We start from the raw sequence: 14751 nt of genomic DNA, 5'->3' as shown, positions 1-14751 counted from the left end.
CGCATCCCTTTCCGCGTGATACAGAACGATCGGATCATCGGTGATCACGTCGCTTCCACAGTGGTTCGCCCGGCTCGGTCGGCGGCCTCCAGTCGAAGATCGCGCCTTTCAGAAGAAGGCCGATGAGCCACCAGACCGCCTTCCCGCGACTGGATTGACCGACCCGCCGGCGGAAGCCGTCACGTATATCGCGCCCCGATTGCCGGACGCCCAGGACTGCGGAGATCGATCCGCACAACACGTTGAGAAGGTTGACGCCGACGAAGACGGCAGGTCCGCCATCGAGTTCGGTGGGCACCACATACTCGAATCCCGCCCAGTACAACACCGGGAAGAACACGAATGAGCGAACCGCCCAGAGAATGTGCGGCCATCCATACGATTCCGTGAAACGTTCATTCGACGCGCTACGTTGCTTCATCGGATATCTCCATCTCCTGTCCCAGCACCAGAGCCGTGAACAGGATGCGAATCACACGCAGCAGCACGAGCAGGACTGCGGCACCGTTCCATACGAGTAGACATGCCCACCAGGGAAGCGACACGAACGCCAGCAAGGCGATGCATGATCCTATGCTCAGCGCCACCCTGAATCGATACAGGAACGAATCGGTGATTTCCCGCCACGCCGCCCGGATACGCCGCACGGCGATTCCTTCACTCTTCATTCGCCCCACCGCCCTTCCTTCTTCCACCGGTATGTCAGGAAGTCCTTCCAGAACTGGGCGATGAAGCCGTAGAAGCGAGACCCTTCCTGACTCCCGACATAGAGATCGCTGAGTGCCCCGATCTGGCGCATGAAAAGATCGTGCGCGATGTATCCCCCGTACAGCATCAATACGCCGCCGGCGGCCGGGAGCATCACGGTCATGCGCAGCACCCACAAGTACTGCGCCGACGGCTCACCGAAGATCGCCACCGTCGTCATCACCGATCCGATGGACACGAAGGCCATGCGCGCCCCGATCAACATCAACCGATACCCGCGATGGCGGCGCAATGCGTCCAGGCTGGGGTCCTCGACGGAGCGCCGCCCTCTCGATCGCGTCGGTTCGGTGTTCCGGGCCATCGTCACGCCTGCCGCAGAATCACTAGGCCATCGGCGTCGGGGTCGTCAATGAGATTGAGATACAGACCCTCGTCATCGGTTCCCACATTGAGCTTCTCGAAGTCGTCACGAGCCTGCTCATCGCCATAGTGGAGCCGGATGTGGTCTCCGCTGGGAGCGGTCGAATAGAAGACGTCCCAGGTTCCAGTGCCGTCCACGAGGTCACCGGTGTCGTCGTCGAAACCGTTCGTGGTGAAGGTGCCGTCCCGCTCGAACTCCATGCGTTCTCCGGCCGGCCCGCTCCACACACCCCAGACCGATTCCGCACCGAGGCTCTCCGGCGGCACGTGCCGAGTCGGGAAGTACCGTCCGCACGCCGAAGTCAGCAACAGGAACGTCACCAGACCGATCGCCATGCCGATGGCACCCGATCTGCTTCTCTTCACCGAGGACATGACCACCTCCTCCCTCAACCGACCGTGAAGAGGCCGAGTGCGACCAAGACCTTCACCGCGATGCCTAGGACGGGCGGGCGGGCGAAGTCGATGACGACTCGGTTCCTCGTGTCCACGACGATCCTCATCTCTGACGAAGGGGCACCGGTATGGCCGGGACGACGGTGCGGTCCCGGCCATACCGGTCAGTGAGACTCACCGGGGATGCGGCAGTACTCCGCTCGCGAGGTCGGTGATCTGCTCCTGTCCGAACGCGCCGTGGTACACGAAGACGTCGTCCACGCCGCCGGGTCCATACGTCCGGTTCTGCGCGTCGGCACCGGTCACTCCCACCAGGAGTCGGCCGTCCGCGTGCCACGGCTGCTGTGGCCCCGTGACCGTCGCGGCGGCACTCCCGCCGACGTAGAGCCGAAGCGTGTTCTGCGGTGCGTCATACACGACGGCCAGGTGGTACCACTCCCCGACGACCGGTGCCGTCGCCGCTGCCGCGACCTGCTCGGCGCCGTCGACGCTCGACATCACGGCACGCCATTGCCGTGTCTAGGCGTCGTAATCCACTGAGATCGCCGATTGTTCGGCCCCCTCGATGCCGAGTACACCGAAGTCGGTGTCCGCGTCGACGCGCGCCCACGCCGACAGTGTGAACGAGTTGTCGGTGCGGAGCACCTGCCCGGCGGTGGCCGCGTAGTCGTCGACTCCGTCGAAGACCATTCCGTAGCCCGACCAGTCGTGGCCCACGTCGAAGGATGTGCCGTTGTGCAGTGCGAGCCATCGGTCCCAACCACTGAGGTCGATGGCTTCGCCGCAACAGTCGTTGTCGAAGTTCCAATGACCCGTCAAGGCGGGCCACATGAGCGGCCTGTTGTCATCGCGGCCTCGCACGATGTCTTCCGCGATCAGAGCGCGGTCGTAGACCCGCACCGCGGCGAGTCGTCCGTTCCAATGAGCGGTGAGTTCACCACGGTAGAGCGCGTTGCCGACCCTGAACTCGCCGGTCGCGGCCCACGCCTCGGGAAGTGCCGTCTGGGCGGACAGTTCGCCGTTCACGTAGAGGGAGGCCGTGTCCGTCTCCCGATCGACCGATGCCGTCAGGTGGGTCCATTGGCCGACCGTCACCGCCTCCGGCGCGATGGCGTACGACCACCTGTGCCGTTGCGTGTCAGTGTGGGGAACACCCAGCACCCACCGGTCGAGTGCGGCGAGGTAGCCGACGTACAGGGCGCTCATGTTCTCGCCGTCGACCCCGATGACGTTGCCGTCCGTGCTCTTGTCCGACAGGTTCACCCATGCGGCGACGCTGAACGAGCGTGTCGTGTCCACCACTCCGGTACCGGCGGTGAAGTGCCCCGCACCGTCGAGGTCCGCGGTGTCCACGCCGATCAGCCGGGCGTCCGCCGCCCAGCCGGTCTCACCACCGGGGACCAGTGCCGGGCCGTTCGGCACGATGTTCGCAAGCGGCACGGAGTGTGGTCCGGATTCCAGATCCCAGCCGGCGACAGGCGGCGACAGGCGGTCCACGACGAATGAGTAGTAGACGGTACTGCTGACATTCCCGTCCGCATCGACGGCGCGGGCGTACAGACTCCAGCCACCGTAGCCAGGTGGCGTGAGTTCGAGGGTGGCGGTCCCGTTCACCGCCGGGACGCGGTTGATCGGCGGCCCCGACCAGCCGTGGTCGAAGGCGACGACGTCGTCGTCCATCGCCTGGAGAACGAACGTGCCGGCTACGCCGGTCCCGCCCGCTGCCTCACAGGACTCGGTCGTGCACTCGGGGTAGTCGGTGGAGGAGATGACGGGCGGGTTCGGCCGTTCCAGCGGGTCGGCGTGTACCGCACTCGTCGGCGTCAGTACGAGCCCGGCGGACAGCAGCAGGCTCGTCAGCACGCCCGTGGTCCGGCGGGCGAGACGGGGGGTCGGGGGCGGCGCATGAGGTGAGGGCATGGTCATTCCCGTGGGCGAGGGGAGCCGAAGCTCGGTGGGCAGGACACGGCGGCGTCCTACTTCTGTGGACACTCCCGTGTGGTGATCACCGTGCCGGAATGATCATGGGCTCTGAAAGGTACCCGATCGGTTTCACGGCGTCAACACTCCGTCGCCCTGAGTCCGTATCGCGTAGTTCGCTACGAATGCGGGCCGTCGACGTCATGCCGTGGATCGGTCGCGAATGGCGGTGAACTCACGCCATGCCGCGCCGCAGGCGAGTCCTGTGACGGCGCCGGCGCACAGTCCTTCCCCGAGACTCACCGCCGCCAGAGTCAGGTCCACCGCGACGACGGCCAATCCCAGCACCGCACCGCAACGCACCACGGATACCGGCCAAGACGTGAAGCCCCGCACCGGAAACACCAGGGTGAGCAACCCGACCGAGATCGCCGCCTGAAAGACCGGTTCCGGCCCCGACACCGTCTCGAGGACCAGATTGAGGGCCAGCACCACGGCGACTACGGCGCACACCAGACCGACCGGAATCGATCGGCGTCTTCGGCCTCGTTCCGCCTGCTTCGTGGTCATAGGAGCTCCAGCACTTTCGCGAGATACAGAAAGGGAATGCCGACGAGCGCGAGCGACAGCACCGTCCAGCCCAACCATTCCAAGGTCTCGAAGAACTTGAAGAAGCGGCGTTCCCGCCACCGGGCCTGGAAGACGCCGGGTTGCTCCCGGTAATGCGGCGCCACGACCAACTTCGGCCGGTTCAGATAGAAGACCGGCCAGGCGAAGCCGGTGAACAGCGCCAGGAACGTGAGAGACAGGAACATGAGGAAGCCGGACACGTCGTCCTCGCCGAGGTCGATGCCCCGAGTACTGCTCCACACCATGGCCGTCGCGAGGAACTCGAACGACACGGTCGCCGGAATCCACAACGGCACGAGCCGCTTGATGGCGTTAGCCACCTCGACGGAGCGGTCAGGATCATCCCAATGGTCGTCGTGGTGTTTCCCACGGCCATCCCAGTGCCGAGGGACCACAATACAAATGAGTAGGACCAGGCCGACGAAGCCCGCGACGAAGCAGAACGCACTGAGGATCAAGTCCGCAAGGGGGCTCTCAGTCACGCCGAACACCCGCCTTGGCGTTGCCCGTCAACGGTTCTCGATGATGACGATGACGGCGACGAACGTCAGGAGCGTAAGAGGCTGCCTTTGATCCTCGTTCGTCGCGAGCGGTGTTCCGGTCGAGTGCATTCGCAAGGCGGAGGAGGTCCTGCATACCGGTGTTGTATGCAGGACCCTTCGACAACGCCGCGAGGCGCCGACCGGGCGACGCGCAGCAGAACAGCAGGATCAAAAACAACCTCTCAGGTGGGGAACAGGATCGCGAACCAGCTCGGACGGGTCACCACCTGCGCGTCCGGATCGGGGTCGGCGCGGAGCGCATCGCCTCGAACCGCGCCGGCATGTCGATACGTCCACCGCCGTTCCTCCTCACAGGTACTGGCCGGCGCACCCGGTTTCGAGGCGCATCCGGTTCGGGGTCCACAGTTCGAGCGGGTCGTCCGTCCTTGGATCACCGAACAGGTATTCGATCTCCTCGATGTCGGCGTCCGGGGCGTATCCGGGTACGGTGTCGTCGATTCGGATCGCGCCCGTGATCGACCGGAATCCGCCTCCCGGGCTGTCGTGCCCCAGTTCCACACGCAGGTCGCGTGGCCATTCGGACACGTCGTCGTTTCCGCCGCTTTCGAGGAACCGGCTGTCGTCCCCCAGAACCACCCAGCCGCGCTCTGTGGACTCGTCGGCGGGGCGGTTGCCGGACCACCAGTCGATCTCGCGTGGTTCGGAAGGATTCTCCGGGTTCCCCACGTTCGAGGAGATGACGATCTCGGTCAGGGATTCGCCCTCGCACATGGGTGCGAACAGCACATACACGCCACCCACCTTCGCCAGACCCACGGGATAGAACTTCTCACCCGGGATGAGGCAGCCTGTGAGGACCAGCAATGCCGCGAGTAGCGCCACCGTGGCCCGCACGACCGGTCGCGCGATCGCACATCGGGCCGTGGCTCCACGCACTGGCGGGGCATGAGGTGGGCACATCGTCATTCCCGGAAGCGACCGAGTCCACACACGGTGGACTCCACACGGCGATCACCGTGCCGGGATGATCATTGGCTTTCGAAAGGTACCCGACCCGCCCCGAAGCGGCAACGGTCCCCGCGCAGCCGACGGCCCGCCGGAATACGCGACCACCGGAACCCCGGGGCGGCGCCGGTGCGATCCCCGGCGCCGCCGGGCCGGTCAGACGCGGCGCACCTGGAGGACGGCGACCCGGGCGTCGTGGCCGTCGACGTACATGGGCACCGTCTTGGTCCACCGCAACCGGATCTGCGTCCCGTTGCTGCCGGGCACCCACCCGATCTGGTCGATTCCCCGTGCGAACGCCCGCTTCTCGTGGTTCGGCAGTAGCAGCGGCATCGGGTTGCGGTTGACGTCGCCGGTCCAGATCACCGGCAGGCCACGGCCCCGCCAGTACGCGAGGACGTTGTCACGGTGCTTGCGGAAGTGGGTGCGCCAACTGTCCACCCGCCACTGCTCGTACGAGTCCTGCTTTCCGTTCCAGGCGCCCGAGACGTAGTGGGTGTTGGCGAACACGAACCGCAGACGCGGGTCGTTCGCGTGGGCCAGCAAGGCCTGTGTGATGTACCGGGACGGCGACACCTTCGCCTTCCCGCCGTGGCAGAACGTCACCCGGGTCTCCAGGACGTCGTAGTCCTTCGGCACCGATATGGGGATCTGCCGGGCGGGCGAGTCGTGATGTTCGAAGATGTTCCGGTAGGAGGAACCGAAGTACTGGTTGATCCAGCGGGGTTCCATCGCGTCGGGGTCGGCGCCCTGGATCTCCTGCCACCCGACGAGCGGCTTGGTGAGCCTGCCGTCGATCTTGACGGCGTGGCGGACGTCGCGGATCGCGCGTTCCCGTTGGCCTGGGTTGTTCCGGCCGATGTTGGCGGTTATCACGACGAGGCGTTTCCAGTCGGTCGCCGCCGCGGTTCCGGCGAGTCCGGCGGCTCCGAGTACGGCACCACCGGCCAACGCCAGGGCGCGTCTCCTGCTCATCGGGTTCATGTCGGGCCTTCCTCATTCGGGGGCCTCATGGTCTGGGCGACGGCCATAAGCACGCCATACGGTGTCGCGCCCGCCTGTGGACGGGATGTGGAAGGACCGGCCGCCTCATTCGTCGTCGGGATGCGCCGACACCCTTCGGACGAATCCTTTCCCGCCACCGGATCTCGGTTCGCGCGACGGACGAAGCAGCGAGTGCAGGACGCCGCCCCGGGGCCGGCCGGATCGTTCGAGGATCGCCCTGATCTCCCGGCACGCCACCGCGAGACACGGACTCAGCATGAGCCCCGCGAAGAGTTCCCCGTAGAACGTGGTGGCGCCGTTCATGAGGCTCGTGGCGACGATCGCCGCTCCCGCCACCGCGGACAGTCGGCACAGCGACACCCACCACGACTCGAACGGCCGGCCCGGAAGGAACGCGAACAGAACCGCTGCGGTCAGCACGATGTTCCAGGCGACGTGCCCGGGTGCGAGTGCGCACAGGACCAGGAGGTTGAGGCCCACGACGGTTCCGGTCGCGGCCAGGAACACCGGGATCCCTCGCCTCATGTCGTCTCGGCGGGTCATCGGCGCACTCCTCGGGACGACAGGTCGGGGCAGAACCAGTCCCCTCCGGCGAGGGCGTCCGCCATGGTGTCGAAACCGGCCGCCGCACAACCGATACGGCCTCGCACCACCCGGCGGAAACGCTCCCCGTCGGGTACGACGAACGCGGGTCTTCCCCGCCACCGGCCGACCGGCAGCGTGCGGCGCGCGATCATCCCCAACAGGGCCACGATGTCAGCTGCCACCTCCCGCAGGAAGTCGGCCTGTTCGGGCTTGGACACGTCGTACAGGTCGGTGTCGATCCAGTAGTACGCGACCGGTTCACCGGGCAGCCGTATCGACAGGTCCAGGCCCAGCCACCGGCCGGGCTGCCAGATCACGATCGCCTCCAAGCCGCCGCCCGAGAACGTGTCCCGGAACCCGTCCGGGGCGATGACGTCCCGGTGGTGGCGGACACCCGGCCGGGCCGCGAGGACGGTGACGGCCCGGCGGAGCGTCCCGTCGACGTCTCCACCGCCGGTCTCAACCCTGGAGGACACCGCGATCCCCTCGATGACTCGGAGCGACCATCCATTTCGGCTGGTTGAAACAGAACACCGCCAAGGCGGACAGGGAGAACACGATGAACACCAGGAAACCGGCCATCCACAGCGCGACGGACACCACGTCGACACCGGCCCCCGCACCGCGCGCGGCCGACCACACCGCCGCCGCAGACCACGACAGGGACGCGACGACCGACAGTACCGAGCACGGCATGAGGCGTCGCACCGCGGCGAAGACGTCGGGCCCGCGATCGTAGCGGTGGAACCGCAGGTCCATACCGCGCCGTTCACCGTTCCAATGCCGAGGCAGCCACACCGATACCTGAAGCACGAGCACGATGAACGAGGCGAGGAACCAGATCGACGGCAGGACGAGACGGGTCAAGGTCGTCTCCCGGTACTCGGACGGGCGGGCACGTCGGCGGACACGTTCACTCGCCGGTGAGCGACAAGATCTCGATGGAACCGGACTCCGGTTGCACGGCGATCCGTTCACCGGAGGGGGAACACGCGGCCGAGCCGACATCGTCCCGGAACCGCGCGAACGCACCGGTGGCCGGGTCCAGTCGCCACAGCGCGGACTCCCCCGTGTCGTCTCGAACGATCATGAACACCACGTCGTCGCACCACATCGGATCGTACGGGGACACCGCACCGAGCGGCCACTCGATCGTGGCCAGGTCTCCGCTTATGAGGTACAGCGACCACTCGTCCGAGTCGGGCGCTCCATCGGCGTGCAACAGCCCGGATTCGGCCAGGAACACGACATCCGTGCCGTCGTGTGAGGCCGCGACGTCTCCGACGCGGACGCCGTACCAGCAGCCGTACTCACCGGTGCCGGGCTCCTCCGCGACCACCATGTCCGGGTCGCCGGCCCAGTGCCAGGGGACGAGTCGGCCGTCCTCGACGCGGGCGACACCGGCGCAGCCGTCCTCCTCGCCGTACGACACCCAGCCGTCGCCGTCGCCGCCGGTCCACGTCGTGACCACCCGGTATCGGTACTCCCAGTCGAACACCGGTACCGCGCGGCCGGTCGTCACATCCAGGCGCGCGGTGATGAAACGGTCGCTCTCCAGGTATGAGCACCAGCCGGAGACGAACACCGTGTCACCGGACAACACCTGGACCGTACTGGACGGTCCACACGGTATGCCGAGGGTGTCGTCCACGGGCTGCCGGGGATCGTCGGGCGAGGCGAGGTACAGCTCCGGCGTGGCCTCGATCGTCCGGTACCCGGGTTCCCATAGGATGGGCCGGTCCAGGTAGTAGTACGTGTCCTCCGACGCCCAGGACAGTGCGTGTACGGACTCCGACGGATCCGCGCCACAGGCGGTCAGCGACACTGCGGCGAGGCAGGCGGCCAGGGCCGCACCGATTCGGCGCGTCGGCGTGGAGTGTTCCACCACGTACCCCTTCGGACGGTGAACGGGAGGCCGAGCATCGCACCGGATCGAGGTGGGCGGTATCCCCCTGTCGGCTTGGTTGGTCAGAATGCCGGCTTGGTTGGTCATATGACGGTGAAAAATCGGACATCCGGGCCTATTCGAGGTATGTCGATCGTCGTACGGCCAACCAAGCCGCGAAACAGAGGGGCCGGGTCAGCCGTTGACAGTGCGGACCCACCAGTAGGCGTTCCAGACCCACAGGGTCAGCGGCACGATCGTGATGAACAGGATGACCTCCACGATGTCCACCATCCGCGCCCAGATCGGCGAGACCCGCTTCCCGGCGATGCCCAGGACGAAGCTGAGCGCGATCACCGCCAGGCCCACCAGCACCGCTACCACGTACAGGAACCGGTCGGCGGGATCGGCGTGCACCCACATCGACGTCGCGAGCGAGGCGATACCGACGACACCGGCCAGCAGGAACGGCATCCGCTGTCGCACGGTCAGGAAGATCCTGGCCCGCATCAGCACCAGCAGGGTCAACAGGATCGTCATGAGCACGGTCGGCCAGCTCGGCGCCATCGCCAGGAACACCAGGGAACCGGCGGTCACGATCGCCGCCGCCGCGAGCATCCCGGTGAGGTGCTGGTCGGCGCGTTCGCTGCGCCGCAACGCCAGTTCACTGTCCACTTTGAGCGTGTCGGAGCGGAGTTGCTGCGGTGACCGGGGGATCGTGGGCATGGGAAGCCGCGCCACCCGGAACGACAACATCGGCATCGCGGGGATGAGTCCGACGAACACGGTGGAGACCACCGCGCCCGACTCGGCGGGGGTCGCGCCCACGAAGGTGCACAACGCGGCCGCCCCGGTGAGTCCGGCGGCCGCGAGCGCGGCGGAGGAGAACACCGGCGCCGAGATGGGGATGCCGATTCCGGCGACGACCGCGAACACCGCCGCGGCGGCCCCCGCCACCATCAGCCGGGGCGCGTTGAGGTCCGCCATCGCCGGGAGTTCCCCGAGCGACAACGCCCCGCCGACCCAGCCGTACACGACCGACAGCAGGCCGACGACGGTGGCCTCACCGATCCGGCCGAGTGCCCGGGCGAACACGACCGAGGCCGCCAGCAGCGCGGCGGCGATCCCGTACCCGGTCCACATGGCCGCCTCGGTCCCGGTGAACAGGATCGCGGCGGCGGCGCCGAGCAGCAGGACGGTACCGACGACGGTGCCGAAAACCTGGCTGGTGGCGGTCTGCCACTTGCCGCCCCGATCGCCGCTGGCGGTGGCCATGGCGTCGATGACGTCGTCGAACACCGCCTCCGGCCCCACCTGGGCGACGGGCGAGAAGTACAGTTCCTCGCCGTCCATGATGTGGTGTTGCGCCGGGGTGAGGTTCGGGTCCAGGGGCGCGCCGCCGAGCCGGGTGAGGACCCAGCCGCCGTTGCTGGCGCCGTCCTCGACGACGTCTTCGCCGCCGGGTCCGTCGGCGGCGTGCTGCAGCAGGTCGGATTGGAGTTCACACAGCCGGACGTGGTCGGGCAGCGCGACGTCCATCCTGGTGTTGGGGGCCACGACCGTGACCCGGCACAGTCTGTCGGTGACGCTCATGGGGGTGGGTTCTCCTCGGGCCGGCGCGATCACGACAACGACGAATCGAAATTTCTTCGTTGCAGACAATCTAGTACCAAATCGTCTTGCATATGATGCAGCGGTCGGCCCTCACGCTAGGAACCCCTCTCATGAGCAGGATCATCTTCACCCGGCCACCACGCCGAAAGGGCCCGTCGATGCCCGGCGGCGACCTGATGCTCGAACCGCCCCCCGACCTGCCGATCCCCGGTCAGCGCAGCATGGCGCAGCTTCTGATGATGCTGCCGATGCTCGCGATGGTCGGCGCGATGGTGTTCATGTACGCCGGTCGCGGCGGCGGTGTCATGACCATGGTCATCGGCGGTCTGTTCGGCGTCGCGATGCTGGGAATGTTCATCGGCACGTTCGCCAGCAGCGGCAGCGACCAGAAGGGCGAACAGACCATCGCCCGCCGCGACTACATGCGTTACCTGTCGCAGACCCGGCGGCAGGTGCGCCGCGCCGCCGGTCAGCAGCGTTCCGCGATGCAGTGGCGTCACCCGGCGCCCGCGACACTGTGGACGCTAGTCGGCTCCACCAGGTTGTGGGAACGCCGGTACACCGACCGGGACTTCTGCGAGATCCGGGTGTCGGTCGGACGGCAGCGCCTCGCCGTCAAGATGGTCACGCCCGAGACCAAGCCCGTCGAGGACCTGGAACCGATGAGCGCCCTGGCGTTGCGCCGGTTCGTCCGCGCCCACTCCAACCTGCCGAACATGCCGATGGCCCTGCAACTGCGGGGCTTCCGGCGCCTGGTGTTCACCGGTGACGAGGACGCCAACCGCGCGCTCGCCCGGGCGATGCTGTGCCAGGCGGCGGCCTTCCACTCCCCCGACGACCTGCTGGTCGCGGCCGTCGTCGCCGATCACACGCTCCCGCACTGGGACTGGCTGAAGTGGCTGCCGCACGCCAGCCACGACCGGCACACCGACGCCCTGGGCGCGCGGCGGCTCGTCCTGTCCGACATGACGGAGCTGGAGGGACTGCTGTCGGACGAGTTGGCGAAGCGGTCCCGCAACATCGACGAACAGGGCATGTTCAACGACCGCCCGCACGTGCTGGTGATAGTGGACGGTGGAGACGTGGACGCCGACTGCGACCTGGCCGGTTCCGGCCTGTCCGGTGTCACCGTCCTGGATCTGTCCGGGACCGTGCCGCGTTACCCCCGGGAATGGCTGCTGCAACTGGAGACCGACCCGCTGGAGGACACCCTCACGATGACGTTGAGCGGTCGCCGGTCGCCGCTGGGAACGCCCGACCGGCTCTCCACCGAGGAGGCCGCCTCGTTCGCCCGCCGCATGGCCCGGTACCGGCCGGCGACCGTCACCAGCGCCAGCGAACCCATGGCTGTGTCCGCGGAACTGCCGGACCTGCTGGCGATCGGCGACGTCGCCCACTTCAACCCGCACGACGTGTGGCGGCCGAACCGGCCCACCGCCGACAAGCTGAGCATCCCGTTGGGCCTGGATCCGCAGGGCGGCAAGATCATCCTGGACATCAAGGAGTCCGCGCAGGGCGGGATGGGGCCGCACGGCCTCATCATCGGCGCCACCGGCTCCGGCAAGTCCGAACTGCTGCGCACCATCGTCACGGGTCTCGCCATCACCCACTCCTCGGAGGAGTTGAACTTCGTCCTCGTCGACTTCAAGGGCGGCGCCACCTTCGCCACCCTCGACCGCCTCCCCCACACCAGCGCCGTCATCACCAACCTGGAGGACGAGCTCCACCTGGTGGACCGGATGGCGGACGCCATCAGCGGCGAGATGACGCGGCGGCAGGAACTGCTGCGCGCGTCGGGGAACTTCGTGTCCCAGCGCGACTACGAGAAGGCGCGCCGCGCCGGGGCGGAGTTGAATCCGCTGCCGAGTCTCCTGGTGATCTGCGACGAGTTCTCCGAACTGCTCAGCGCGCAACCGGAGTTCATCGAGTTGTTCGTCATGATCGGACGGCTCGGCCGGTCACTGGGCGTCCACCTGCTGCTGGCCTCGCAACGCCTGGAGGAGGGCAAGCTGCGCGGCCTCGACACCCACCTGTCGTACCGCATCGGTCTGCGGACGTTCTCCGCCATGGAGAGCCGGGTCGTGCTGGGTGTTCCGGACGCGTACGAACTGCCCAACTCGCCCGGCCACGCGTACCTGAAGATCGACACGACCACGATGCTGCGGTTCCGCAGCGCCTACGTGTCGGGGCCGTACCGGCAGCGCACCAACGCCGACGGCCAGGTCGTGCAGCGGGACCGGATGCTGCCGTTCCAGGCCGGGTACCTTCCCGCGCCGGCGCGCCCGGCCGCCCCGGTGAAGCAGTCGAGCGAGGCCGAGACCCTCGACGACATCAACAACTCGCTGATGGCGGTGCTGACCCGCAGACTGGAGAACCAGGGACCGCCGGCACACCAGGTGTGGCTGCCGCCGCTGGGGGACTCCCCGGCTCTGTCCACCCTGTACCCGGGACTGCTGGCCGACGCCCAGTGGGGCCTGCGCCCCATGGGCTGGAACGGCCCCGGGAAGTTGAAGGTCCGGGCCGGCATCGTCGACAAGCCCTACGAGCAGCGACGCGACTCGCTGGAACTGGACCTGTCGGGCGCGGGCGGCAACGTCCTGGTCGTCGGCGGCACCCAGTCCGGCAAGAGCAACACGCTGCGGACCGTGATGTGTTCGCTGGCGATCAGCCACACGCCCGTGGAGGTCCAGATGTACTGCCTGGACTTCGGAGGCGGCAGCCTGCGAGGTCTCGCCGGTCTGCCCCACGTGGGCGGCGTCGTCGGCCGTAAGCAGGTCGACGAGGTGCGGCGGACGGTCGCGGAGATGTCGACGCTGCTCGACGAGCGCGAGGCCAGGTTCGCCGCCGCCGGCATCGACAACATGGCCAGTTACCGGCGTCGGAAGGCGGCCGGCGAGTTCGCCGACGACCCGTTCGGTGACGCGTTCCTGGTCATCGACGGCTGGCCCACGATCCGCAACGAGTTCGAGGACCTCGAAGACGACATCCAGGCGATCGCGCAACGTGGACTCGCCTTCGGCGTGCACCTGATGCTGGCCACGAACCGGTGGACGGACATGCGGGCGGCGCTGCGGGACCTCATGGGAACCAGGTTGGAGCTGCGGCTGGGTGACCCGTCGGAGTCGGAGATCAACCGGCGGGCCGCCAAGAACGTCCCCGAACGGGCACCGGGACGGGGCATCTCCCCCGACGCCATGCAGATGCTGGTCGCGTTGCCCCGCATCGACGACCGCAGCACCGTGGACGACCTGACCGAGGGCGTGACCCGGCTGGTCGGGGCCGTCGCCGAGTCCTGGCGCGGCCCGGTGGCGCCACCGGTGCGGCTGCTGCCCGACAACGTGGAACTCGCGCAGGTGCCGCCGCAGCCGACCTCGCACGTGGTGCCGATCGGCCTGAACGAGAGCCACCTGGCGCCGGTGGGCCTGGACTTCACGGCCGAACCGCACTTCCTGGCTTTCGGTGACGTGGAGTCCGGCAAGTCGAACCTGCTGCGGATGATCGCGCGGCAGATCGCGCGGCGTTACACGCCCGACCAGGCGAGGCTGCTGGTGGTGGACTACCGGCGCAGTCTGCTGGGCGAGATCCCCGAATCCCACCTGGCCGGGTACGCGGCCGGAGCGGCCGACGGCCGGAAGCTGCTGAAGGACGCCGACGAGGCGATCCGCACCCGGCTGCCCGGTTCCGAGGTCACACCGGAGCAGCTTCGGGCCCGGAGTTGGTGGCAGGGACCGGAACTGTACGTCCTGGTCGACGACTACGACATCGTGTCGGGTGGTTCGGTCAACCCGGTCAGCGAGATCCTGGACCTGCTGGCGCAGGCGCGGGACGTCGGTCTGCACCTGATCCTGACCCGCAGGATGGGTGGGGCGTCGCGGGCGATGTACGAGCCGGTGATCCAGCGGTTGCGTGAGTTGCAGTCGCCGGGTCTGTTGATGTCGGGCAACAAGGAGGAGGGCCTGCTGCTGGGCGACGTCCGCGCCACCCCGCGCCCGCCGGGCCGGGGGATGCTGGTGCGGCGCAGCGGAAACGAGTTGGTCCAGACCGCGTGGGCGCCGCCGTTGGTGTGATACCCGGCCGCCG

The 14751-nt window shown here is 67.7% G+C and carries 16 protein-coding genes; 1 reads left to right on the top strand and 15 read right to left on the bottom strand.

Translation table 11 applies throughout. From position 1 onward, the window contains the following. Positions 1-34 precede the first annotated feature (34 nt). From LX16_RS16050 to eccD, 15 genes are all read right to left on the bottom strand, one after another. Positions 35-421: a hypothetical protein gene (locus LX16_RS16050; protein WP_147139675.1), complete on the bottom strand. Its 387-nt coding sequence runs from the start codon at positions 419-421 to the stop codon at positions 35-37. After that, on the bottom strand, positions 408-668 hold the full coding sequence (locus LX16_RS16045) for a hypothetical protein (protein WP_147139673.1): 261 nt from the start codon (positions 666-668) through the stop codon (positions 408-410). Before LX16_RS16045 ends, LX16_RS16050 begins: the two co-directional genes overlap by 14 nt. Continuing rightward, positions 665-1069 (bottom strand): hypothetical protein, encoded by a 405-nt coding sequence (locus tag LX16_RS16040; RefSeq protein WP_147139671.1) that lies wholly within the window; start codon positions 1067-1069, stop codon positions 665-667. The genes LX16_RS16045 and LX16_RS16040 overlap by 4 nt, the downstream gene beginning before the upstream one ends. A gap of 2 nt (positions 1070-1071) precedes the next feature. Then, on the bottom strand, positions 1072-1503 hold the full coding sequence (locus LX16_RS16035) for a hypothetical protein (RefSeq protein WP_147139669.1): 432 nt from the start codon (positions 1501-1503) through the stop codon (positions 1072-1074). A gap of 195 nt (positions 1504-1698) precedes the next feature. After that, a complete protein-coding gene (locus LX16_RS16030; RefSeq protein ID WP_280176810.1) occupies positions 1699-2025 on the bottom strand; it encodes a LamG-like jellyroll fold domain-containing protein in 327 nt (108 codons plus the stop codon). A gap of 18 nt (positions 2026-2043) precedes the next feature. Then, positions 2044-3444, bottom strand: coding sequence for a LamG domain-containing protein (locus LX16_RS16025; protein ID WP_158645626.1), 1401 nt, complete (start codon positions 3442-3444; stop codon positions 2044-2046). Between the two features lie 201 nt (positions 3445-3645). After that, positions 3646-4014, bottom strand: coding sequence for a hypothetical protein (locus LX16_RS16020; RefSeq protein WP_147139662.1), 369 nt, complete (start codon positions 4012-4014; stop codon positions 3646-3648). Then, positions 4011-4556 carry a hypothetical protein gene (locus tag LX16_RS16015; RefSeq protein ID WP_147139661.1) on the bottom strand — a complete coding sequence of 182 codons (546 nt, stop codon included), beginning with the start codon at positions 4554-4556 and terminating at the stop codon, positions 4011-4013. The genes LX16_RS16020 and LX16_RS16015 overlap by 4 nt, the downstream gene beginning before the upstream one ends. A gap of 369 nt (positions 4557-4925) precedes the next feature. Further along, positions 4926-5369: a hypothetical protein gene (locus LX16_RS16010; protein WP_147139659.1), complete on the bottom strand. Its 444-nt coding sequence runs from the start codon at positions 5367-5369 to the stop codon at positions 4926-4928. Between the two features lie 369 nt (positions 5370-5738). Then, the gene (locus LX16_RS16005) at positions 5739-6566 is read right to left on the bottom strand and encodes a hypothetical protein (RefSeq protein ID WP_147139657.1); all 828 of its coding nucleotides are present in this window, start codon (positions 6564-6566) and stop codon (positions 5739-5741) included. A gap of 105 nt (positions 6567-6671) precedes the next feature. Then, positions 6672-7130 (bottom strand): hypothetical protein, encoded by a 459-nt coding sequence (locus LX16_RS16000; RefSeq protein WP_147139655.1) that lies wholly within the window; start codon positions 7128-7130, stop codon positions 6672-6674. Beyond that, the gene (locus tag LX16_RS15995) at positions 7127-7648 is read right to left on the bottom strand and encodes a hypothetical protein (protein ID WP_147139653.1); all 522 of its coding nucleotides are present in this window, start codon (positions 7646-7648) and stop codon (positions 7127-7129) included. The genes LX16_RS16000 and LX16_RS15995 overlap by 4 nt, the downstream gene beginning before the upstream one ends. Then, entirely contained in the window at positions 7632-8039 is a 408-nt protein-coding gene (locus LX16_RS15990) for a hypothetical protein (protein ID WP_147139651.1), read from the bottom strand. Before LX16_RS15990 ends, LX16_RS15995 begins: the two co-directional genes overlap by 17 nt. 46 nt (positions 8040-8085) lie before the next feature. Beyond that, on the bottom strand, positions 8086-9057 hold the full coding sequence (locus tag LX16_RS15985) for a hypothetical protein (protein WP_147139649.1): 972 nt from the start codon (positions 9055-9057) through the stop codon (positions 8086-8088). Positions 9058-9252: 195 nt separating this feature from the next. Next, positions 9253-10650, bottom strand: coding sequence for a type VII secretion integral membrane protein EccD (gene eccD, locus LX16_RS15980; protein WP_147139647.1), 1398 nt, complete (start codon positions 10648-10650; stop codon positions 9253-9255). A 131-nt stretch (positions 10651-10781) separates the two neighbouring features. Between eccD and eccCa the strand changes: the two genes are divergently transcribed. Next, on the top strand, positions 10782-14738 hold the full coding sequence (gene eccCa / locus LX16_RS15975; RefSeq protein ID WP_147139645.1) for a type VII secretion protein EccCa: 3957 nt from the start codon (positions 10782-10784) through the stop codon (positions 14736-14738). Positions 14739-14751 lie beyond the last annotated feature (13 nt).

This window comes from Stackebrandtia albiflava (assembly GCF_007994225.1).
Lineage (GTDB): Bacteria > Actinomycetota > Actinomycetes > Mycobacteriales > Micromonosporaceae > Stackebrandtia > Stackebrandtia albiflava.
This window is presented reverse-complemented; position numbering and strand designations above follow the sequence as displayed.